A 21186-nucleotide genomic window follows, 5' to 3' on the forward strand; every position below is an offset into this window, starting at 1 on the left:
GCACGCGGCAACGATAACGACCATGCCGATACCCGTCGGGCCACCGGTACGTATCGCAGCTCCTGCCCACCACGGCCGCCGACGGCGGAGCGACCGCGTCCTCAGTGGGTGGGCCTGGTGCGGATGTCAGTGATGTCGCCGTGCACCGGCTCCAGCTTCACGACGAGGTGGGTCCACACCGACGGTGTCTCGCCTCCGCCGAAGGCGTGGGTGACGGCGACCTCGCGGCTGTTGCGGCCCTCGGTCACCGTCCAGTCCACGGGAACGTTCTGGGCCCGCAGGACGCCGTCCGCGTTGTTCTTGTTCTCCCATGCCTGCAGTCGCTTGGCGAAGGCGGGCGTCAGGTAGTGCTTGCGCAGCGCCCTGGCCAGCGCCGTGTCCGGGCCCGGGGCGTCGTCCTTCGCGTCCACGTACGCACCGAAGAAGTCGGCGACCCGGGTCACCGACTCACCGGTCCTGCCCTTGACCGACCGCACCGCGGCGGACTCCTTCGCGGTGGCTTTGCTGATGGCCCGGATGTCGCTGATGTCGCCCAGCAGGCTCTGCTTCACGACGAACCTGGTCGTCTTCGTCGGCGACTCCCCGCCGCCGAAGGTAAGGGTGACGACGATGTCACGGCCGTTGCGGCTCTCGCTCACCGTCCATTCCACCGGGACGTTCTGGGCGCGCAGGACTCCGTCCGCGTTGTTCTTCTTCTCCCATGCCTTCAGCCGCTTGGCGAAGGCGGGCGTCAGGTAGTGCTTGCGCAGCGCCCTGGCCAGCGCGGTGTCCGGGCCCGGGGCGTCGTCCTTCGCGTCCACGTACGCACCGAAGAAGTCGGCGACCCGGGTCATCCCGTCACCGTTGAATCCGGTGATCGACCGCGGCGTGGCGGCCGGCTTCGCCGGTGCCGTGGAGGAGGAGGCGGTCTGGGCCGCCGCCTGGGTCGGGACACCGAGTCCGAGGGCCAGGACGAGGCCGGCGGCGAAGGCCGCGCGGCGGCCCGGGCGACGACGTGTGCGGGTGTTCCTGATCATGTGGTGTCTTCCTTCATGGTGAGTGGTCGTCAGGGTCGCTCCCGGCCGGATGTCCCGCCCCGAGGTCGCGGGGCGCCGGACGTCGCACACCCGGCACCCCGGCACCCCGGCACCCCGACACACGGGCACACGGGCACACGGGCACACGGATGCCCGGTAGGCGGGCACAGGAGGAGTCGTCACCAGGCTGTACCGGGGTCTCGATCCATCCCGGCCGGTGCGACACCCACAGCTTCGAAGACACCGCGGAACCACCGCAAGCACCACCGCCCAACCCGCGACGACGCAACCGTCCCACCCACCCTGAGCTGCGCGGACACGCACTGCCTGGGACGGCGTCCTGAGATGCGGACGCGGTGCCGGGGGCCGTGTGCGCGGTGGCGCGGCACGGGGCCCGGTCCTGCCGGGCGCCTCGCTGCTCGGACACACCCCGGCGCCGGCGCGGGCCGGGCGGGCCTGCTCGCCCACGTGATACCGATCACAACAGCACAACCCAGTCGAGCAGTCGGCTCCCGTCCGACGACCAGCCTTGTTAGCCTTGGCCATAGCCCGGTCGCTGGTGCATCCCCCGTCGCCAGCGACCGGGTTCTTTCATGTCCGCGTTCGCTCCGACAGCCCCCGGACGCTCCCGGACGCCCCCGCTCTCAGCCGTTCCACGCCTCGTCGTACGGGTCCTCGGGTGCCTTGACCGGCTTGGTGGCGGTGACCGTGAGGTACGGGACGGCGGTGCCGTTCAGGGGGTCCTTGGTCCGCTTCGGGGTGTAGGTGCCGGTGACCTCGATCCAGGTGTCGGGCCGCAGCACGGCCGGCAGTTCGCCGGTGAGGGCGATCTTGACGGGCTGGGCGTCGGCGGCGCAGCAGTTGAGGGCCATGCGGACGAGGTACGGGTGGCCCGAGCGGTCGAGGGCGAGGAACCCGGCGATCTTGAGCGGGCGGCCGGAGAGGGCGCGGCCCTTGTCGTACACCGCGCGGCCGGCGTAGTCGGCGACGCTCAGCCGGAGCGGGCCCTCGGCGGGGAGGGCGGGGTAGCCCCAGGGCTGCTCCTGGAGGGCGCTGCCGGTGCGCATCGCGGTGTAGGACCCGGCGGCGGGCGGGGCGACCAGGACGAGGGCCAGCAGGGGCAGGACGAGCAGCCAGGAGACCCGGGGTTCGTGGTGGCCGTGCTCCTCGTCGCCCCGGCGCCGCGCCCGGCGTTCGTACAGGACCGTGGCGACGGCGGCGGCTATGAGGACGACGCCCGCCCCGATGAGGAGGGGGCGCAGGCCGGCCTTGACGTAGCGGAGGTAGAGGTCGGTGAAGCCCGCGTGCAGCAGGGCGCCGCCGGTGAGGAACAGGATGACGGTCTGGGCCTGACGGTTCACAGGAACACCGCCCCGACCAGGGCCGACACCAGGATCGCGAGGGCGAAGGTGGCGGGCGCGAAGCGGAGCGCGAAGGCGCGGCCGAAGGTGGCGGTCTGCATGGCGAAGAGTTTCAGGTCGATCATCGGGCCGACGACCAGGAAGGCGAGCCGGGAGGTCAGGGAGAACTGGGTCAGGGAGGCCGCCACGAACGCGTCCGCCTCGGAGCAGATGGAGAGCAGGACGGCCAGTACCGCCAGGGCGAGGATCGCGATCACCGGGTTGCCGGCGGCGGCGTTGAGCCAGCTCGCCGGGACGACCGCCTTGAGGGTGGCCGCCGCGATCGCGCCGACGACCAGGAACCCGCCGGCGTGCATGACGTCGTGCCGGACCGAGCCCCAGAAGGCGGCGCCCTTGCTCTGTCCCTCGTAGGACGGCCGCTCGGGCGGGCGCATCCACTCGCCGCGGCCCAGCCGCTGCCACAGCCAGCCCATCGTGCAGGCCACCAGCAGGCTCGCCACGAACCTGGCCAGCACCATCTCGGGGTCGCCGGGGAAGGCCACGGCGGTCGCGGTCAGGACGATCGGGTTGATCGCGGGGGCGGAGAGGAGGAAGGCGAGCGCCGCCGCGGGCGTCACGCCCCGGCGTACGAGGGCGCCCGCCACCGGCACCGAGGCGCATTCGCATCCCGGCAGGACGACACCGGCCATGCCCGCGGCCGGTACCGCCAGCGCGGGGCGCTTGGGCAGCGCGCGGGCGAAGAAGGAGGCGGGCACGAACACCGCGATGGCCGCCGACAGCAGCACGCCGACGACCAGGAACGGCAGGGCCTGGACGACCACCGCCACGAAGACCGTCATCCAGCTCTGCGTCACGGGCGCGGACAGCAGACCGCGGAGCGGGCCCTGCGCCACGACCGCCAGGACCAGCAGCATGGTGAGGACGAGCGGTGGGTCGAGGTGCCGCCCGCGCTGGGGGGCTTCTTCCTTGGTGGTGGCCACGGGGGACGGTACCTCCGTAGGGAACGGCTGGGCCGGGCGGGGGCCGGTTCGACCCCTTCTCCCCATACGGCGCGCATGACGGCATTGCTCACGGTCGCCGGGGTGGCGTACCGCACCGGAGGCCCCTTTTAGTAATGGGATCCATTTTCATGTAGCGTCCGGTCCGTCACCTGTGAAGCCCGTGGAGGAGGACCCCATGGCCGTACCCAAGCGGAAGATGTCCCGCAGCAACACCCGTCACCGTCGCTCCCAGTGGAAGGCGAGCACGCCGCAGCTCGTGCCGTTCACGGTCGACGGCACCACCCATCTCGTACCGCAGCGGCTGCTGAGGGCGTACGAGCGCGGGCTGCTCCACCCCGAGGGCTAGGGGCGACGGCCATGGCGTACGAACGGCTGCCCGTCACCGTCCTCTCCGGGTTCCTCGGGGCGGGCAAGACCACCCTGCTCAACCATGTCCTCGCCAACCGCGAGGGGCTCCGCGTGGCCGTCATCGTCAACGACATGAGCGAGGTCAACATCGACGCCGCCCTCGTGCGCGGCGGCGAGGCGGCGCTGTCGCGCACGGAGGAACGGCTGGTCGAGATGACCAACGGGTGCATCTGCTGCACCCTGCGCGACGATCTGCTGGAGGAGGTGGACCGGCTGGCGCGCGAGGGGCGTTTCGACTATCTCCTCATCGAGAGTTCGGGGATCTCCGAACCGATGCCCGTCGCCGCGACCTTCGCCTTCGCACGCGACGACGGGGCCACGCTCGGGGACCTCGCCCGGCTCGACACCATGGTCACCGTGGTCGACGCGGTGAACTTCCTGCCGGAGCTGGCGGGTGGGGACGAGCTGGTGGCCCGAGGGCTCGACCAGTACGAGGACGACGAACGCACCGTGAGCGATCTGCTGATGGACCAGGTGGAGTTCGCCGACGTGATCGTCCTGAACAAGCTCGACCTCGTCGACGCGGCGGCCGCCGAGCGGCTCGCGGCGGCCCTGGCCCGGCTCAATCCGGCGGCGCGGATCGTGCCGGTCAGCCATGGCCGGGTGCGGGTCGCCGAGGTGCTCGGCACGGGGGTGTTCGACCTCGAACGTGCGCAGCAGGCGCCGGGGTGGGTGCGGGAGCTGAACGGGGACCATGTGCCGGAGACCGAGGAGTACGGCATCTCCTCGACCGTCTTCCGGTCCGCACTGCCCTTCCATCCGGCGCGGTTGTGGACCTTCGTGACCGAGGCGCTCGACAGCGGGGACTTCGGGCACGTCCTGCGCTCCAAGGGGTTCTTCACGCTCGCCAGCCGGCCGCGTGTGGTGGGGCTGTGGTCGCAGGCCGGTTCCGTCGCCCGCTTCGAGCCGTCGGCGGCGCGGGAGGAGGCTGCGCCGGGTGCGGAGGAAGCGGCGTTCGCGCCGGAGACTCCGTACGCACAGGAGGCTGCGTACGCACAGGAGGCTGCGTACGCACAGGAGTTGGTGTTCATCGGGACGGGGCTGCGGGCGGAGGCGCTGCGTTCGGCCCTGGCGGGTTGTCTGGTGAGGGAGGGGGAAGTGCCTTCCGCGGCGGGGTTCGAGGATCCGTTTCCCGCGTGGGAGACGCACGGGGTCGTCTGCGGGTGAGTAGTGGGGTGCCTGCGGTACGTGGGGTGCCTGCGGTACGTGGTCGGCCGCGGGTGCGTGGGGGCTTGTCGGGCAGTTCCCCGCGCCCCGCCGCGCTACGCGTCCGCCACCGCACGCCTCCCCAGCAGTTCCGCCAGGCCGCGCCTGGTGGCCGCCAGTACCACGCGGTCCTCGGCGCGCAGGACGTAGGTGGGCGGCAGCTCCCAGACCAGGCCCGACCCCACCGCGCCCGGTGTCCGCTCGGCGTCCGGCTCCGCGGGGGCGGCCGTGTCGAGGGCCAGGACGCGCCACGCGCCCGGCCGGAAGGTCTCCGCCACGGTCCGGCCCTCCAGGCGGGGGTGACCGCGGACCTCGACGGCGGCGAAGAGCAGGACGCGGCGTTCGACCGGGATCGCGCCCAGGATCTGGCGGCCCATCATGGCGCCCGCGAAGGCGGGTGCGGCGAGGTGGCTGACGCTGCGGCTGCGGGTGAGGGCGCCGGGGTGGGCGGCGCGCAGGGTGCGGTAGACGGCGGTGGCGAAGTCGTCGTCGTACAGGCGCAGGACGACCCGCAGGTCGGGGCGTACGGAACGGGCGTACAGGCCGGCTTCGAGGTTCGTCGTGTCGGAGCTGGTCACGGCGAGGAGGGCGTGCGCGCGGTGGATCTTGGCGGCCTCCAGGACGCCCTCCTGGGTCACGTCGCCGAGGATCACCGGCACCCTGAGACGCCGGGCCTCCGCGAGACCGCGCGCCTCCGGGTCGTCCTCCACGCACACCACGGGGATGTGGAGTTCGCGCAGGCGGGCGAGCACCCGGGTGCCGATCTTGCCGAGGCCGAGGAGGACGACGTGCCCGGAGAGACCCCGGGGCGGTTTGCGCAGGGCCGTGCCGCTGCGGAAGGTGCCGAGGGCTTCCAGCACGGCGGCCAGCAGCACGGGCAGCAGGAGTAAGCCCATCAGCCCGGACAGGAGTTGCAGAACCTGGCGGGAGTCGCTCTGGTCGGTCGCCGGGTCGGCGATCCCGAAGAGGTCGAGGAGGGTCGCGTACGTCGCCTGCAGCGGATGCTCGCCGGTGATCACCATCTGCGCGACGGCCAGCGCGAACACGCACCCGATCATTCCCGCGAGCGACCAGCGGAGCCGCCGCGAGAGCAGCGAGCCGACGGCGCCGAGCGGACCGCCGCCCGCCCGGTTCGGCGGCAGCGCGGGTCCCGCGTAGCGCACGGTGTCGAGGACGACGGTTCCGCGTCCGCCGGCGTCCGCCACCGCCCGTTCGTCGGGCAGGAGTTGGGGGCCGCGGGAGCCGCTGCCCTCGGAACCCTCCGTTCCGGCGGGGTCGTTGGTGGTCGCGGACAGGAGGGCGAGCGTGCAGAGGCCGCCCGGGCTCTGACCTCCGCGGCCCGGCGGGCGTTCCACCGCGCGCAGCATCAGCCCCTCCGTCTGTACGACCTTGCTTGTCCCGGCGACGGCGGTCGCGGCCAGCGCGGGCGCGGCGGTGTCGGCGTCGGAGAGGACGGTCGTCGAGGCGCCGAACCCGTCGACCCCGTCGGTCTCGCCGTCGCCGGCCGCCAACGCCGACGCCTGGTCGAGCAGTTCCTCGATGTACTGCCCCAGGCGGCGGTTGTAGAGCCGCAGGACCAGCCGCAGACGGGGGTTGAGGCGCCGGGCGGTCAGCGCCGCGCGGATGTTGGTCTCGTCGTCGTCGTAGACGAGGGCCAGCGCGGCGGCCCGCTCCACCCCGGCCTCGGCGAGCACCGCCTCGGTGGCCTCCCCCGCCTCCAGGACGCGTGCGCCGCCGTCCCGGGTGCGGGCCTCGCCGGTACGGGCCTCTCCGGTACGGGCCCCTCCGGTGCGGTCGCCGGACGCCGGGCCGGGGGCGCCCGTGGCCCGGTTGACCGCGGCCGTCATCCGGTCGAGGAACGCGGCGGCGGTCCGGGCGCGCCCGACGACCGGCCGCGGGGCAACCCGTGCGGTGGGCGGCACGACCAGCGTCACCTGCTCCCGGTACACGGTCCGCAGTTCCGCGGCAAGCCGGTGCGCCAGCCCGTCGTCACCGCAGACGACCATGTGGGCGCCGGAGTCGGCGGCCGTTCGGCCGCGCCGGGCCGGGGCGGGCTGCCTGCCCGCGGCGAGCGGGGCCGACGGCGCGCGCCGACCGGGCGGGACACCCGGACCGGACGGCGTACGCGGACCGGACGGCGTACGCGGGCCGGTCGCCGTCGTGGACGGGCCGGTTGTCGGTGCAGGGTCCGGCGCCGGATCGGTCGTCACCGCCGGGTCGGGCGGATCGGTCCGGTCCGGTCGTCCGTCCGAACTCGCCTGTCCGTTCGGGCCGTTACGGCTGTTGTGCTGCGAAGGGGTCCCCACGAGTCAGAAGACTGCCCCATACACCCGACCGGTTTCTCAGTGATCCGGATCACAGTTGGCGGTGTGAGTGCGACGACAGGTGGACATCCGTACTCAAGAGGGACGGGGTGACGGCGTTGTCCGGATGCGAGGATGGGGCGCCATGACCGCAGGGTGGGGTTCGCGCACGACACGCGCCGCGATGTTCGCGGCCGTCTGCGTGCTGCTCGCCGCCCTGGGCCACGTGATGATGTCGGGCAGCCACGTCCCCTGGCGGGCGATGGCCGTCGGGGCGGTCGTCACCGCTGCCGTCGGCTGGTGCCTGGCCGGACGTGAGCGCGGACTGCCCCTGATCACCTCCGTCGTGGTCGCGGCCCAGACGGCCCTCCACTGGGGCTTCGAACTGTCGCAGCCACCCGTCCAGTCGGCAGCCGCCGGCCGTGCGGGCGCGATGGGTTCGATGGACCGGATGGCTTCCATGGACCCGACACGATCCATGGACCCCATGCGGTCCATGGAAGCGATGGGTTCCGCGGGTGCGGCCGGTCACCTGGGGCATGCGGACCACACCGGCCACCTCCTGGACGGCTCGGCCGAGCCCTCCTCGTCGCTCATGTCCTCGCTCGCGTCCCTGTACGCGTCCTCGTCGGGCATGCTCGCCGCGCATCTGCTGGCCGCGGTGCTGTGCGGTCTGTGGCTGGCCTACGGCGAGCGCGCGGCCTTCGCGCTGCTGCGGGCCGTGGCCGGCCGGCTGGCCGCGCCGCTGCGGCTGGCGCTCGCGCTGCACGTCGTCGCCGAGCGGCCGCGTCCGCGGGTGCGCCGCGGTCGCGCGGACCGTTCGCCGCGCCGGCTCCTTCTCGTCCACGCGATCACCTCTCGGGGTCCGCCCGCAGGGACAGCTGTCATCTGACGACAGCCGGTGACCCGAGGCAGCCGACCCGGCTCACGCCTCGGGCTTCGGCCGTACGCCGCCTCCGCGCGTGCCGTACGGCCGCCCTCCCTCGCTCACCGGACCCCCGGCGCGTTCTCGGACGCGCACACGTTCACCGGGACGTCTTCCGTTTTCCGTCCTTACGGCTGTGCCGTGTGACCGTGTGCGCCCCCGTGCCCGTGCCGGCGGTCCGGATCCCGGATGCCCACGAAGGACACCAGGTGATCACTTCTGCCCCCCTGCCCGCGTCGAGCCCGTCGGCCCGGTCCACGACCGACGAGTCCATAACCGCCTGGGCGCTGGCCGCCCGTGGCGGGGACCCGGAGGCCGTCGAACGGTTCGTCGGCGCGCTGCAGCGAGACGTGCGGCGGTTCGTCGCCCATCTCTGCGCCGACCCCCAGGCGGTGGACGACCTCGCCCAGGACACGTTCCTGCGGGCCCTCGGCAGCCTGCACCGCTTCGAGGGCCGCTGCTCCGCCCGTACGTGGCTGCTGTCCATCGCCCGGCGGGCGGTGACCGACAGCTTCCGGTACGCGGCGGCCCGGCCCCGGCTGTCCGACGTGCCGGACTGGCGGCTGGCCGTCGAGCACGCCCAGCCGCGCGGGCTGCCCGGCTTCGACGACGGTGTGGCGCTGACCGATCTGCTGGGCGCGCTGCCCGAGGAACGGCGTGAGGCGTTCGTCCTCACGCAGATGCTCGGGCTGTCCTACGAGGACGCGGCGGAGCTTGCCGGGTGCCCCGTCGGGACGGTGCGGTCACGGGTGGCGCGGGCGCGGAGCACGCTCGTGCGGTTGCTGGCGGCGGCGGAGGCATGCCGGGAGGAGAAGGGGCGGGAGGAGAAGGGGCGGGAGGGCGAGCGCGTGCTGGTGGCGGCCTGAGGGGTTCCGCGTCGTCGGCCGCCGCGGGTTCGGCGTGGGGCTCGCCGCGGGTTCGGCGGGGGTTCGGCGGGGGTTCGGCGGGGGTTCGGCGGGAGTTCGGCGGGAGTTGGCTTCCCGGGCGGTTCCCCGCGCCCCTTTTCCGGGCGCGGGGTGCCCGGCTCTCTCAGGGGCGTCCTCCCAGGTGGCGCTCGGCGAAGTCCAGCTCCAGGCGGAGCTGCTTGATGCGTTCGTCGACGACCAGGGAGCCGTGGCCGGCGTCGTAGCGGTAGACCTCGTGGACGGCGCCCCGGCCGGCCAGCCGGTCGACGTAGTTGTCGATCTGGCGGATGGGGCAGCGGGGGTCGTTGACCCCGGCGGAGATGTAGACGGGGGCCTTGACCGCGTCGACGTACGTCAGGGGCGACGACGCCTCGAAGCGCTCGGGGACCTCCTCGGGCGTACCGCCCAGGAGGGTGCGGTCCATGGCCTTGAGCGCCTCCATCTCGTCGTGGTACGCGGTGACGTAGTCCGCGACGGGGACGGCGGCGATGCCGAGGGTCCAGGCGTCCGGCTCGGTGCCCAGGCCGAGGAGGGTGAGGTACCCGCCCCAGGAGCCGCCGGTGAGGACGAGCCGCTCCGGGTCGGCGAAGCCGGAGGTCACCGCCCACTCCCGGACGGCCGCGATGTCCTCCAGCTCGATCAGGCCGACCCGGTGCTTGAGGGCGTCGGTCCAGGCGCGGCCGTAGCCGGTGGAGCCCCGGTAGTTGATGCGGATCACCGCGTACCCGTGGTCCAGCCAGGCGGCCGGGCCCGCCGCGAAGGCGTCGCTGTCGTGCCAGGTCGGGCCGCCGTGGATGTCGAACACGGTCGGGTACGGGCCGGTCCCGGCCGGGCGCTGGACCAGGGCGTGGACGCGGCCTCCGGGGGTGTCCACCCAGACGTCCTCCACCGGCACCGAGCCGGGGGACTTCAGCCCCGGCGGGTCGAGGACGACCTCGCCCGTGGTGGAGCGGACGACCGGCGGCTCGGCCGCGGAGGACCACAGGTACTCGACGCTGCCGTCGGGGCGGGCCGTGGCCCCGGAGACGGTGCCGCGCGGTGTGTCCACCCGCTCCAGGGCGCGGGTCGCCAGGTCGTAGCGGAACAGCTCGCTGCGGGCCTCGAAGCTGTGGGCGACGAGCAGGGCGGAGCCGTCCGGATACCACTCGGCGCTCAGGTCGCCCTCCAGCCGGCCGGAGAGTCCGAGGTCGGTCTCCTCACCGGAGGCCACGTCCCAGACCAGGGGCTCCCAGCGGCCGCCCCGCTGGTGGCCGATGAGCAGCCGGGTGTCGCCGACCACGGGCGCGAAGCCCAGCACCTCCAGGCCCAGCTCGACCGTGCCGCCCTTGGTGTCGTCCAGCTCGGCGACCGGCGTGCCGTCCGGCCGGACCACGCGCAGCGCCGAGTGCATCGCGTCGCCGTGCTCGGTGTGCTCGATCGCGATCAGCGAGCCGTCGTGCGAGAGGTCGCCGACACCGGCCGACTCGCGGTGGCGGTAGATCTCGACCGGAGCCTCTCCCTGCCGGGAGAGATGGATCGTGGAGCCGTCCTCGTCGGTGGAGCGGCCGACGACCGCCGTGCGGCCGTCGCGGCCGAGGGCCAGGCCCGCCGGATAGGACGGGTCGAGACCCGGGGCGCCCTCCTCGTCCGGGCCGCCGTGGAACGGCTGACGGCGCCAGACGCCGAACTCGTCGCCGTCCTTGTCGTCGAACCACCAGATCCATGCGCCGTCGGGCGAGAGCACGCCGTCCGTCGTGCCGTTGGCCCGGTTCGTGGCCTGGCGCTGCTCGCCGGTGGCGCGGTCCCACGCGTACAACTCGTACGTGCCCGTGGCGTTGGAGACGAACAGCGAGCGGTGCGGTGCGTCCTCCGCCCAGTCCGGAAGGGACACCCTCGGCGCCCGGAACCTCTTCTCCCAGTCGGGCATGGATCCGCTCTGCTGCTGCGGGGTGGCCCCGTTGCTCTCAGTCATGGCCCCATATTGCCCCGCCCGCACGACAATGTGCGGCCGAGGTCCCCAGCCTGTGGATAACTTCGCTCCGCGACCCCGCGCGGCGGGGCTCGTCCGGGCCGGCTGTCAGTGGCCGGGTGCAGACTCGCCCCATGACCTCGACGACAGACAGTGCCGATCTGCGCCGGACCGTGGAGCGTTTCTGGGCCGCGGCCGAGGGCCGGGACTGGGCCGCGTTCGCCGGGACGCTGGCCGAGGACGTCGTGTACGAGCTGCCGCAGACACGGGAGCGGATACGCGGCAGGGAGCGCTACGTGGAATTCAACCGGGAGTATCCGGGCGACTGGCACGCGAGGATCGAGCGGATCGTCGCGGAGCCGGGGCAGGTCGTGAGCTGGGTGCAGGTCACGGTCGGGCCGGAGGAGATGTACGCGGTCTCCTTCTTCACCGGCGACGGCGACGGGCGGATAGCGGCCGTCACCGACTTCTGGCCCGAGCCGTACGAGCCGCCGGCCGGACGCGAGCACCTCGTCGAGCGGTACTGAGGCAGGGGCGGTACTCAGCCCGGGGCGGTCCCGAGGCCGGGGCGGTGGTGAGGCTGGAGCGGTGGTGAAGCAGGCACGGTGGTGAGTCGCGGACGGTCCCGAGGCGGGGCGCGGAGGGCTCGCGGGCGCCGACCCCGCAGCCGGGCGACCGGCGCGCGCACCGTACGGTGGAAGGCGTGTACCGGTTTCTGCTGACGCCCCGATGGTGGGGGATCAACGTCTTCGTGCTGCTCGCCATCCCCTTCTGCGTGTTCATGGGGTCGTGGCAGCTGAGCCGCTTCGAGGACCGGATGCAGGACCATCGTGCGGCGACCGAGCGGATCGACCCGGCGGACCGGGACCCCGCGCGCCCGCTTGACGAGCTGTTGCCGGTGGACCAGGAGACCTCGGGCGAACTGGCCACCGTCACCGGGCGGTACGGCGAGCAGCTCCTCGTGCCGAACCGCGAGCTGGACGGCCGGAACGGCTTCTACGTGCTGACGCTGCTGCGCACCGACGACGGCAGGGCGCTGCCCGTCGTACGGGGCTGGCTGCCCGGCACCGCGCGGGCCGACCGCGCCCCGGCGGCGCCCTCCGGCGAGGTCACCGTCACCGGTTCGCTGCAGGCGTCCGAGACCCCGGGGTCGAACGGCGTGCCCGTCCAGGGCGGGCTCCCGTCCGGGCAGACGTCGGCGATCAGCGCGGCGACGCTGGTGAACCTCGTGCCGGACAAGCTGTTCGACGCCTGGATCACGCTGGACAAGGCCGACTCGGGGATGAAGGCCGTGCCCGCGACCGCCCCGCAGAACACCGGCCTCGACCTCAAGGCCTTCCAGAACCTCGGCTACACCGGCGAGTGGTTCGTCTTCGCCGGCTTCGTCGTCTTCATGTGGTTCCGGCTGGTGCGCCGCGAGGTCGAGTTCATCCGGGACGCGGAGCTGGGCCTGGTCCCGGACACCGACCGGGCGGGCGGGAGCGGGACGGACGAAGCCGTCGCCCGGGAAGCCGAGCCGGCCACGTAGGCCCGGCGCCCGCCCGTCACCCGCACACCCGCCCGCAGCCGCAACCGCAGTTGTGGTCGCGGCCGCAGCCGTAGCCGTGGCCGCAGCCATGGCCGCTCGGTCAGGCTCCAGCCATCAGGCCCGTGCGGTAGACCACGCCCGCGCAGGCGTTGCCGACGCCCGTGCTGAAGGTGGCGACGCCGCCCTCGGCGGTGTGCGAGACGAGGACACTGCCGTCCACGGTGCCGTCCTCGGTGAACAGCTGGGTGGAGACGGAGTTGGAGCCGTCGGTGGTCGTGCCCGGGGTCTCCTCCCCCGTGGGCGTCGGGTCGGGTGACGGATCCGTGCCGCCGGTGCCGCCGCCGTCGGTCGTGCCGCCGCTGGTGGTGGGACAGGGTTCCGAAGGCACCCAGGCGAAGCGCACCTCGTACGCCGCTCCCGGCGCCAGCACCAGCTGCGTGACGGACAGTGAGGGGTCGGGCAGTCCGGCGGCCGCGTCCCCCGTGACATGGTTCAACACGGAGAGCTTGGCCCCGTCCGCCGCGCCCTGCGGCGAGACGCTCACACCGCCCGGGCCGCTGACCGTACAGCTGGTGCCGGAGATGTTGGAGACACGGAACGAGCCGTAGACGGCCCCGCTGGAGTCCGGTGCGCCCACGCTGCCACCGCCGCCGAGCTGGGCCGCCGTGCACAGGCCCGAGGCAGCGGTCGTGGGCGTCGGCTGCGTGCCGCCCGCGGCGCCGCTGCTCCCGCCCTTGCCCTTGTCGCCCTTGCCCTTGTCTGCGCCCTTGCCGGAGTCCTTCGAACCGCCGGAGCCACCGCCCGAGGCGTCGTGACCGCCGGCCTGCCCCTTGGACCCGCCGCCGCTGCCCTGCGTCTGCGAGCCGTTGCCCGTGATGGAGGTGTGGAGGTCGGAGCCGGTGGAGTTGGAGACGTGGACGAGTGCGGGGATCGCCGTGCCGATGAAGAGCACGGCGGCCGCCATGCCGACGACGGCCTGACGCTTGCGCGCCCGCCTCGCCGGTACCGCCCGCCGCAGATGCTCCAGCGTGCCGTCCCTGGGCTCGATCTCCGACACCGCCCGGTGCAGCAGGTTGCGCAGCACCAGCTCGTCGTCCGGCTCGAACCCGCCGGTCTCCTTGGGTCCCGAGCCGTTCAGCCCCGGCATGCCGGAACCGAGACCGCCGGACCGCAGCGCGTTCAGGAACGCCTCGTCGGCATCGTCGGCCGCGCGCCCACCCTCCGAAGGCAGGTCACCCGCAGTCCGGCCACCCACAGGCCGGTCACCCGCAGTCCGGTCATCCAGAGGCCGGTCACCCGCAGGCACCTCGTCCGCGGGCACCTCGTCCGACGCCGGCTCGCCCGACGGCAAGTCCCCCGACGGCGAGTCCCCCGGCCGCGTGCCCTCCGACGGCGAGTCCTCGGAGGACGAACCCTCGGAGGACGAACCCCCGGAGGACGAACTCTCGGACGGCGAGCCCTTCGACAGCTCGCCACCCTTCGACAGCTCGCCCCCCTCCGGCAGCGGCTCCTTCGACGACGCGCCGGTCGATCGCGCGCCCTCCGACGGGGCTCGATCCGACGGCGCTCGATCCGACGGGGCTCGCTCCGACAGGTCTCCCTCCGACGCGGCGCCCTCCGACGGCGCCTCGTCCGGAGTGCGGCCTTCGAGAGGCTGGCCCGTGGGGCGGGGGCCTTGTTCTTCGGGGCCGTGATTCACAGTTCCGTTCCCAGCGTGCGATGGCGTTTCTTCGTGCTCTCCGAGCGCGCGCCCCCCGACGCGCCCGTCCGGCCCGCGCTCGTCCGCGCGTGCTTCCCCGCGCTCCACAGCGCGTTCGTCGTCGTCCCGGCGGCCCCAGGAGGCGCGCCTGTGGGCTCCGCGTTCGTCCCGTCCGTCGCGACGGTCCTGCCCGTCGCCGCGGTCGGGCCCGGCGCCCTTGCCGTGCGTACTCATGCCGGCGCCTCCATGGCGACGCGCAGTGCCGCGATGCCCCGGGAGCCGTACGCCTTGACCGAGCCGAGCGAGATGCCGAGGGTCTCGGCGACCTGGGCCTCGGTCATGTCGGCGAAGTAGCGCAGCACGAGGACCTCGCGCTGGCGGCGCTGCAGTCCCTTCATCGCCTTGATGAGGGAGTCGCGCTCCAGCAGGTCGTACGCGCCCTCCTCCGCGCTGGCCATGTCGGGCATCGGCTTCGAGAGCAGCTTCAGGCCGAGGATGCGGCGGCGCAGGGCGGAGCGTGAGAGGTTCACGACCGTCTGGCGCAGATAGGCGAGCGTCTTCTCCGGCTCACGGACCCGCTTGCGCGCCGAGTGCACGCGGATGAACGCCTCCTGGACGACGTCCTCGCAGGAGGCGGTGTCGTCGAGGAGGAGCGCCGCGAGCCCGAGCAGCGAGCGGTAGTGGGCGCGGTAGGTCTCGGTGAGATGGTCGACCGTCGTGCCGGAGGCCGGCAGCGTCGAGGTGTCCTCCGCGCCGTCGCGCTGGTTCGGTATGCGGGTCGGCCGCGCCGCGGGCATCGGCGCGATCACCGGCATGCCGCCGGCCGAACCGGGCAAGCGGGGACGGCGGGGTGGACGAAGGGCGGCGCCCCTCGTCTGTACCGCGGTGAATTCGAGTACCTCTGCCACGCCTGTTGGACCCGCGACCCCCCGTCGGGGTTGTACGTGGCAGCCATGGCTTTTACGTCAGATCGCACACGTGCCCGCAGGACACCTGAGCGGGCCGGTGCGGCGGACGCGCCCGACGGCACGCCGCGCTCAGCTGTCGGTACGGCCCGCCGAACACCGGACAGCACGTCGAACGCCCTCATGCGTACCAGCTCTTCCCCTAAGCCCCGAGTGTTGGCGCCCAGCCCCGCCGAAGGGCGCCCGTGAAAGACGCTCCCCGCCCGCCGCGCGGTTGCGGCGGACGGGGAGGAAAAATCCTCGGTCACCGGGAGGCCTGAATCAACCCGGAAACCCGACGACGGCGCGGCCGGAAATCCTCCGCCCGGCGAACCGCCGACTCGAAGAACTTACACGCCGCCGCCGACAAGGGCTCATGTGTTCGGGGCGAAGCGGGTCCGGGGCGAAGCGGGTCCGGCCCCCTATGCGCCCTTCGCCACCAGCTCGGCGATCTGCGCGGCGTTCAGGGCGGAACCCTTGCGCAGGTTGTCGCCGCAGACGAACAGTTCCAGGGCCGTCGGGTCGTCCAGGGCCCGGCGTACGCGCCCGACCCAGGTCGGGTCCGTACCGACCACGTCGGCGGGGGTGGGGAACTCCCCCGCGGCCGGATCGTCGTAGAGGACGACCCCGGGGGCCGTGGCGAGGATCTCACGGGCCTTGGCGACGGTGACCTCGCTCTCGAAGCGGGCGTGCAGGGTGAGCGAGTGCACGGTGAGGACCGGCACCCGTACGCAGGTCACGGCGACCGGCAGCTTCGGCAGGCCGAGGATCTTGCGGGACTCGTCGCGGACCTTCATCTCCTCCGAGGACCAGCCGTCCGCGCGCAGCGACCCGGCCCAGGGCACCACGTTCAGCGCGACGGGCTCGGGGAAGGGCCCGGTGTCGTCGCCGACCGCCCGCCGTACGTCACCGGGGGTGGTCCCCAGTTCCGTACCGGCGACCAGGGCGATCTGCTGCCGCAGGGTCCGCACACCGGCCCGGCCCGCTCCGCTGACGGCCTGGTACGAGGAGGCCACCAGCTCGCGCAGCCCGAACTCGGCGTGCAGGGCGCCGAGTGCCACGATCATGGAGAGGGTGGTGCAGTTGGGGTTGGCGATGATGCCGCGCGGCCGGACGCGGGCGGCGTGCGCGTTGACCTCGGGGACGACGAGGGGCACCTCCGGGTCCATCCGGAAGGCGCCCGAGTTGTCCACCACGACCGCGCCCTTGGCTGCGGCGATCGGCGCCCAGTGCGCCGCCACCTCGTCCGGTACGTCGAACAGGGCGACGTCGACCCCGTCGAGGACCTCCTCCGACAGGGCCGCCACCTCGACCTGCTCCCCGCGCACGGCCAGCTTGCGGCCGGCCGAGCGCGGGGAGGCGATCAGACGGATCTCGCCCCAGATGTCGGCCCGGTGGGACAGGATCTGGAGCATGACGGTGCCGACGGCACCGGTCGCGCCCACGACCGCGAGCGTCGGCCTGCCGGTGCGCCCGGCGTCGACAGCCATCAACGACCGCCGCCTCCGTGGATGAGGGCCATCAGCGACCCGTACCCCCGTAGACGACGGCCTCGTCGCTGTCGGAGTCGAGTCCGAAGGCGGTGTGCACGGCGCGCACGGCCTCCGGCACGTCGTCGGCGCGGGTGACGACCGAGATACGGATCTCGGATGTCGAGATCAGCTCGATGTTCACCCCGGCGTCGCTGAGCGCCTCGAAGAAGGAGGCGGTGACGCCCGGGTTGGTCTTCATGCCCGCGCCGACCAGGGAGATCTTGCCGATCTGGTCGTCGTAGCGCAGCGAGTCGAAGCCGATGCCCGCCTTGTTCTTCTCCAGGGCGTCGATGGCCTTGCGGCCCTCGGTCTTGGGAAGGGTGAAGGAGATGTCGGTCAGACCGGTCGTCACGGCGGACACGTTCTGCACGACCATGTCGATGTTGACCTCGGCGTCCGCGATGGCGCGGAAGATCGCGGCGGCCTCGCCCGGCTTGTCCGGGACGCCGACGACCGTGACCTTGGCCTCGGAGACGTCGTGGGCGACTCCGGAGATGATGGCGTGCTCCACCTTGTGGTCCCCTTGCGACTCTGGCTTCTCGTTGCTGACCCAGGTGCCCGGCAGTCCGGAGAAGGACGAGCGGACGTGGATCGGGATGTTGTAGCGGCGGGCGTACTCGACACAGCGGTGGAGCAGCACCTTCGAACCGGAGGCCGCCAGTTCGAGCATGTCCTCGGAGGAGATCCAGTCGATCTTCTTCGCCTTCTTCACGACCCGCGGGTCGGCGGTGAAGACGCCGTCGACGTCGGTGTAGATCTCACAGACCTCGGCCTCCAGCGCGGCGGCCAGCGCGACGGCGGTCGTGTCCGACCCGCCGCGGCCGAGGGTGGTGATGTCCTTCTTGTCGGCGCTGACGCCCTGGAAACCGGCGACGATGGCGATGTTGCCCTCGTCCAGCGCGGTCCGGATGCGCCCCGGCGTGACGTCGATGATCCGGGCTTTGTTGTGGACGGAGTCGGTGATGACGCCTGCCTGGCTGCCGGTGAACGACTGGGCCTCGTGGCCCAGGTTCTTGATCGCCATGGCCAGCAGCGCCATGGAGATACGCTCTCCGGCGGTCAGCAGCATGTCGAACTCACGCCCGGCGGGCATCGGCGACACCTGCTCGGCGAGATCGATCAGCTCGTCCGTCGTGTCGCCCATCGCGGAAACGACGACGACCACCTGGTGGCCGTTCTTCTTCGCTTCCACGATCCGCTTGGCGACGCGCTTGATGCCCTCGGCATCGGCTACGGAGGAGCCTCCGTACTTCTGCACGACAAGGCCCACGTGCGCTCCTCGCTCCGTTTCAGTCTCTGATTTCCGCACATGCGCACGCGCTCAGTCGTCGTTCATACGTCTTCGAGCGTGCTGCGGCGGTCGGCTCAGTCTAACGAGCGGCCGAATATCCCTTCCCTGGTACCGCATGGTGAGATGTCCCGCTCACCCTTTGATCACCTGGGTTTTCTCCGGGCCGTCCACCGGTTTCACCCCGGCTTCTCGCCCGGACCTTCGGCCGCTCCGGGAACGTCCCTGCCCAGGCCGGCGCCGAACAGTCGGCACGGACGGGGAAAAGTGCCTGGAGTCACACCGAGGGGCCCCGCGACGAGGGAACGCAAACTTTCAAGCACTAAGGTCGTGGCCGTGCGCGTACTTCTGGTGGAAGACGACGAGCCGGTCGCCGAGTCCCTGCGACGTGGACTCCTGCGATACGGCTTCGAGGTGGAGTGGGTCAACACGGGCGGGGCGGCGCTGTCGTACGGCGGACCGTACGACGTCGTCCTCCTGGATCTCGGTCTGCCCGACACCGACGGACTCGATGTCTGCAAGGCCCTGCGGGACCGCAGCCAGGTGCCGATCATCGTGATCAGCGCCCGCAGCGACGAGACGGACCGCGTGGTCGGGCTGGAACTGGGGGCCGACGACTACGTCTCCAAGCCGTTCGGCGTCCGCGAGGTGATCGCCCGCATAAGGGCGGTGATGCGCCGGGCGCAGCCGCGCGCCGCCGACGCGCCCCCCGCCGGGCCCGACCGCTACGGGCCCCGCCTCACCGTCGACCGCAAGGCCGCCCGCGTCCATCTCGACGGTACGGAGGTGGCGCTGGCCCCCAAGGAGTACGACCTCCTGGCCTTCCTCACCGAGGAGCCGGGCGCCCTGATGTCGCGCGAGCAGATCATGGAAGCGGTCTGGGACGCGAACTGGTTCGGCCCGACGAAGACGCTCGACGTCCATGTGGCCGCGCTGAGGCGCAAGCTCACCGGGGCCATCACCATCGAGGCGGTGCGGGGCGTGGGGTTCCGGCTCATCGTGAACGAGGGCACGGGCGCCGACGGCAGTGAGGGCTCCGGCGCGTCATGATCCGTCAGCTCATCCGCAGCTACGTCCTCCTCGTGGCGGTGGCGATCGCCCTGTTCACCGTGCCGGTGGCGTTCACGCTCACGGATCAGCTGCGGGACGACACCAGCGGTGCCGTCCTGCGCGAGGCCAAGACGATGGCCCGGCTGCTGGGCGTGGGCGACACCGCCTCCTGCGAGGCCCTGGCACAGCTGGCGGGGGCGTACCCGCACGAGGAGGAGAAGGTCGAGGTCACCGCGACCGACAGGTGTGCGCCGGAGAGGCTGGGGGAGCCGAAGGCGGACGCGGCGCTGGGCCGGGCTCTGGAACACGGCCGGAGCACGGTCGACTGGGGCTCGGACTTCATCTGGGGTGACAACCTGGTGGTCACGGCTCCCGCCTTCGAGCGTACGCCGGACGGCAGGACCGACGAGGAGAAGGTGGTCGGCGCGGTCCGTATCAAGTTCTCCACCGACGACCTCACGGCCCGGCTCTGGCAGATCTGGGGTTTTCGGGCGACGCTGGCGGTGCTGGTGCTGCTGGCCGCCGCGATCATCGGCGTCTACGCCGCCCGGCGCCTGACCGCGCCGCTGCGCCAGCTCAACGAGATGGCGAGCAAGATGAGCGACGGGGACCTGACGGCCCGCTCCCCCGTGACGGGCCCCCAGGAGACACAGACCCTGGCACGGACGCTGAACCAGGCGGGCGAGCGCCTCGACACGCTGATCGCCTCGCAGCGCATCTTCGTCGCCGACGCCTCCCATCAACTGCGCACCCCGCTCACGGCGTTGCGGCTGTCGCTGGACAACATCGCGGACGGCACGGACGACGAGTTCGTCCGGGAGGACGTGGAGCAGGCCACCGCCGAGGTGGTCCGGATGAGCCGCCTGGTCAACGGGCTGCTGGTGCTGGCGCGGGCGGAGGCGAAGGTGACGGCGGCGGAACCGCTGTCCCTCCGGGACATCATCCAGGAACGTCTCGACGTGTGGAGACCGGCCGCCGACGAGCGCGGAGTCACCATCACGCTCAGGGGGAGTGCCGACGGCCGGCCGCTTGTGCTGGCCAGTCCCGGTCATCTGGACCAGGTCCTGGACAACGTGCTGTCGAACGCCCTGGAGGTCTCGCCGGACGGTGCGACCATCACGGTCTCGGTCGAGACCCGGGGCGACGAGGTGGTGCTGTCGGTGCTGGACGAGGGGCCCGGTATGTCGGACGCCGAGAAGTCCCGCGCCTTCGACCGCTTCTGGCGCGGTCAGGGCCTCACCGGGAAGTCCGGTTCGGGCCTCGGTCTCGCCGTCGTCAAGCAGCTCGTCACCGACGACAACGGGACCGTGGCCCTCAAGGACGCCCCCGGGGGCGGGTTGTGCGTCGCGCTCACGTTGCGTGCGGCGCGGCACGGGGGCGGCTGAGCCGGGAGAGGTGGCTCAGCCGGTCCGGGGTGGCTGGGCCGGGGGGTCGAGCCCAGCCACGACTTTGGGTTCGGTCGGCCGATCAGCCCTCGGGCATCATCGACGAGTGGTGGTTCACGATCTTCCACACGCCGTTGCGCTTCTCGTACTCGTAGGTGTAACGGGCGTCGACGCGCCGCTTCTCGCCGGTCTTGGGGTCGGTGAGGATGAAGTAGTACGAGCCGGTGTCGATGGCCGAGTTGGCGTCCAGGACGTTGATGATCGTCTTGGTCTTCTTGCCGACCGGCTTGTTCTCCAGGAAGTGGTTGAAGTAGTCGACGATGCCGGCGCGGTCGGTGCGGATCTTGTTGGAGACCGTCGGCAGGAGCACCGCGTCCTTCGCGTAGCGGTCCGCCACCTTCTTGGAGTCGCCGGTCCTCAGCGTCTTGTTCCAGCCGTCGAAGAGCGCCGCGATCTCCTTCTTGGAGGGCTTCTTCGGCGCGGCCTCGGCCCCGGCCATGCTGACCCCGGCGGTGACGGTGCCGGCGGTGACGAGTGCGGTGGCGGTGACGATGGCGGCGCGTATGCGGTTCTTGCGGGTCATCGCGAACTCCTGTGCGAGGTTGGGGTGTTACTGCCTCCGCTTCGTGTGCGGTGGAAGTGACTCCAGATTCGCGTGACGCCGGTTAGGGGCCGTGCAGGAGACGT

Annotated in this window: 18 protein-coding genes; 8 read left to right on the forward strand and 10 right to left on the reverse strand. The window is 72.4% G+C overall.

The window, feature by feature from the left end:
• Nucleotides 1–101: 101 nt before the first annotated feature.
• The 3 genes from PYR72_RS21980 to PYR72_RS21990 all read right to left on the reverse strand — a co-directional run bounded on the left by PYR72_RS21980 (nucleotide 102) and on the right by PYR72_RS21990 (nucleotide 3357).
• Nucleotides 102–1016, reverse strand: a complete 915-nt coding sequence (locus tag PYR72_RS21980; RefSeq protein WP_275456892.1) for a hypothetical protein — start codon at nucleotides 1014–1016, stop codon at nucleotides 102–104.
• A 644-nt stretch (nucleotides 1017–1660) separates the two neighbouring features.
• On the reverse strand, nucleotides 1661–2377 hold the full coding sequence (locus tag PYR72_RS21985; RefSeq protein ID WP_275456893.1) for a TIGR03943 family protein: 717 nt from the start codon (nucleotides 2375–2377) through the stop codon (nucleotides 1661–1663).
• Nucleotides 2374–3357, reverse strand: a complete 984-nt coding sequence (locus PYR72_RS21990) for a permease (protein WP_275456894.1) — start codon at nucleotides 3355–3357, stop codon at nucleotides 2374–2376. Before PYR72_RS21990 ends, PYR72_RS21985 begins: the two co-directional genes overlap by 4 nt.
• A 196-nt stretch (nucleotides 3358–3553) precedes the next feature.
• Between PYR72_RS21990 and rpmF the strand changes: the two genes are divergently transcribed.
• Both rpmF and PYR72_RS22000 read left to right on the forward strand, forming a co-directional pair.
• Nucleotides 3554–3724, forward strand: coding sequence for a 50S ribosomal protein L32 (gene rpmF, locus PYR72_RS21995; RefSeq protein ID WP_275456895.1), 171 nt, complete (start codon nucleotides 3554–3556; stop codon nucleotides 3722–3724).
• Nucleotides 3725–3735: 11 nt separating this feature from the next.
• Nucleotides 3736–4953 (forward strand): GTP-binding protein, encoded by a 1218-nt coding sequence (locus PYR72_RS22000; protein ID WP_275456896.1) that lies wholly within the window; start codon nucleotides 3736–3738, stop codon nucleotides 4951–4953.
• 95 nt (nucleotides 4954–5048) lie between these two features.
• On the opposite strand, the gene PYR72_RS22005 is transcribed toward PYR72_RS22000, so the two are convergent.
• A complete protein-coding gene (locus tag PYR72_RS22005; RefSeq protein ID WP_275460486.1) occupies nucleotides 5049–6998 on the reverse strand; it encodes an NAD(P)-binding protein in 1950 nt (649 codons plus the stop codon).
• Nucleotides 6999–7440: 442 nt separating this feature from the next.
• On the opposite strand from PYR72_RS22005, the gene PYR72_RS22010 reads away from it, so the two are divergent.
• Together PYR72_RS22010 and PYR72_RS22015 are read left to right on the forward strand one after the other, a co-directional pair.
• A complete protein-coding gene (locus tag PYR72_RS22010) occupies nucleotides 7441–8187 on the forward strand; it encodes a hypothetical protein (RefSeq protein WP_275456897.1) in 747 nt (248 codons plus the stop codon).
• A gap of 242 nt (nucleotides 8188–8429) precedes the next feature.
• Nucleotides 8430–9086: a sigma-70 family RNA polymerase sigma factor gene (locus PYR72_RS22015; protein ID WP_275456898.1), complete on the forward strand. Its 657-nt coding sequence runs from the start codon at nucleotides 8430–8432 to the stop codon at nucleotides 9084–9086.
• Nucleotides 9087–9249: 163 nt separating this feature from the next.
• On the opposite strand, the gene PYR72_RS22020 is transcribed toward PYR72_RS22015, so the two are convergent.
• On the reverse strand, nucleotides 9250–11076 hold the full coding sequence (locus PYR72_RS22020) for a prolyl oligopeptidase family serine peptidase (RefSeq protein WP_275456899.1): 1827 nt from the start codon (nucleotides 11074–11076) through the stop codon (nucleotides 9250–9252).
• Between the two features lie 131 nt (nucleotides 11077–11207).
• Here PYR72_RS22020 and PYR72_RS22025 point away from each other — a divergent pair, with 131 nt between their 5' ends.
• Together PYR72_RS22025 and PYR72_RS22030 are read left to right on the forward strand one after the other, a co-directional pair.
• Entirely contained in the window at nucleotides 11208–11600 is a 393-nt protein-coding gene (locus PYR72_RS22025; protein WP_275456900.1) for a nuclear transport factor 2 family protein, read from the forward strand.
• Nucleotides 11601–11776: 176 nt separating this feature from the next.
• On the forward strand, nucleotides 11777–12601 hold the full coding sequence (locus tag PYR72_RS22030; protein ID WP_275456901.1) for an SURF1 family protein: 825 nt from the start codon (nucleotides 11777–11779) through the stop codon (nucleotides 12599–12601).
• Nucleotides 12602–12701: 100 nt separating this feature from the next.
• Here the strand turns inward: PYR72_RS22030 and PYR72_RS22035 are convergent, their stop codons facing one another.
• From PYR72_RS22035 to PYR72_RS22050, 4 genes are all read right to left on the reverse strand, one after another.
• Nucleotides 12702–13856 carry a hypothetical protein gene (locus tag PYR72_RS22035; protein ID WP_343245534.1) on the reverse strand — a complete coding sequence of 385 codons (1155 nt, stop codon included), beginning with the start codon at nucleotides 13854–13856 and terminating at the stop codon, nucleotides 12702–12704.
• 674 nt (nucleotides 13857–14530) lie between these two features.
• Nucleotides 14531–15115: a SigE family RNA polymerase sigma factor gene (locus PYR72_RS22040; protein ID WP_059084700.1), complete on the reverse strand. Its 585-nt coding sequence runs from the start codon at nucleotides 15113–15115 to the stop codon at nucleotides 14531–14533.
• A gap of 551 nt (nucleotides 15116–15666) precedes the next feature.
• The gene (locus tag PYR72_RS22045) at nucleotides 15667–16734 is read right to left on the reverse strand and encodes an aspartate-semialdehyde dehydrogenase (RefSeq protein WP_275456902.1); all 1068 of its coding nucleotides are present in this window, start codon (nucleotides 16732–16734) and stop codon (nucleotides 15667–15669) included.
• A 31-nt stretch (nucleotides 16735–16765) separates the two neighbouring features.
• Nucleotides 16766–18046, reverse strand: coding sequence for an aspartate kinase (locus PYR72_RS22050; protein ID WP_005483785.1), 1281 nt, complete (start codon nucleotides 18044–18046; stop codon nucleotides 16766–16768).
• Nucleotides 18047–18400: 354 nt separating this feature from the next.
• Between PYR72_RS22050 and PYR72_RS22055 the strand changes: the two genes are divergently transcribed.
• Both PYR72_RS22055 and PYR72_RS22060 read left to right on the forward strand, forming a co-directional pair.
• Nucleotides 18401–19114, forward strand: coding sequence for a response regulator transcription factor (locus PYR72_RS22055; RefSeq protein WP_275456903.1), 714 nt, complete (start codon nucleotides 18401–18403; stop codon nucleotides 19112–19114).
• Nucleotides 19111–20499, forward strand: a complete 1389-nt coding sequence (locus PYR72_RS22060) for a HAMP domain-containing sensor histidine kinase (RefSeq protein ID WP_275456904.1) — start codon at nucleotides 19111–19113, stop codon at nucleotides 20497–20499. Before PYR72_RS22055 ends, PYR72_RS22060 begins: the two co-directional genes overlap by 4 nt.
• 82 nt (nucleotides 20500–20581) lie before the next feature.
• Here PYR72_RS22060 and PYR72_RS22065 read toward each other — a convergent pair whose 3' ends face one another.
• Nucleotides 20582–21082 carry an SgcJ/EcaC family oxidoreductase gene (locus tag PYR72_RS22065; protein WP_275456905.1) on the reverse strand — a complete coding sequence of 167 codons (501 nt, stop codon included), beginning with the start codon at nucleotides 21080–21082 and terminating at the stop codon, nucleotides 20582–20584.
• Nucleotides 21083–21186 lie beyond the last annotated feature (104 nt).

The organism is Streptomyces sp. VNUA24, from assembly GCF_029167005.1.
In the GTDB taxonomy this organism is placed as follows: domain Bacteria; phylum Actinomycetota; class Actinomycetes; order Streptomycetales; family Streptomycetaceae; genus Streptomyces; species Streptomyces scabiei.